This is a genomic window from Acetivibrio ethanolgignens (assembly GCF_001461035.1).
GTDB lineage: Bacteria > Bacillota > Clostridia > Lachnospirales > Lachnospiraceae > Velocimicrobium > Velocimicrobium ethanolgignens.
Genome location: NZ_LNAM01000129.1, coordinates 1 through 684, shown reverse-complemented (window position 1 = coordinate 684; position 684 = coordinate 1). Strand labels below are relative to the sequence as shown.

Sequence of the window (684 nt, the reverse complement as noted above, 5' to 3'; positions counted from 1 at the left end):
CCAAAATCATTATAAATTTCCTGTGCGTGTCTTGGCTTATTTAACAGTACACGGCAAGCACCCCCAAATGGCTCAATATATAAGTCGGTATGCTTATAATCAAGTAAATCACATATCAGCGGTGCCATCCTGTCTTTACCACCATAAAAACTGAATGGACTTAAAACCTTTCTCTTTGCCATCCTACACACCCAATTTCTGTGCATCAAAGGAAATAAATCTGCGATTAACTCCATCAACCTTGATTGCCAAATCATTTCTTCCTGCGTTGCACTTAATATATCCTCTGATTTTCAATGCTTCCTTGATATCTGACATATTATATCTTTTGAATGAACTGTCATTAAATTCACGTTTAAAATCTTCCACTGGAATGTTATAAAAGCCATCTCTCTGCTCTATCTGTTTTTCCTGTATGTAATCCCTATAAAAACCAACAACAGCCTCTACCGTGCGGTCTGATATGTTGTTTTCGATTGCTTCTCTTTCCTGTGGCTCTAAATTATAATAATTATTTTTGATTAGATTGCTCAACTCTATATATTCCACTCGGGACAGGTTAATTCCAATATCCCCCAATGACACAATTTCAGTATCTAATTTTGATACCTTGCTTATCCTTGAACCATATTCCTTCCCATCATAAAAAGCATTGATTTTTAGCACTTCCTCATAGGAATATAT

General features: G+C 35.7%; 2 protein-coding genes. Both read right to left on the bottom strand.

The genetic code is table 11. The features are described from left to right. Positions 1-182, bottom strand: a 182-nt coding sequence (locus ASU35_RS06920) for a DNA adenine methylase (protein ID WP_172794612.1), incomplete at its 3' end; no start/stop codon positions are given. Position 183: 1 nt separating this feature from the next. After that, the coding region (locus ASU35_RS06915; RefSeq protein ID WP_207644128.1) for a hypothetical protein at positions 184-684 on the bottom strand (501 nt) is incomplete at its 5' end.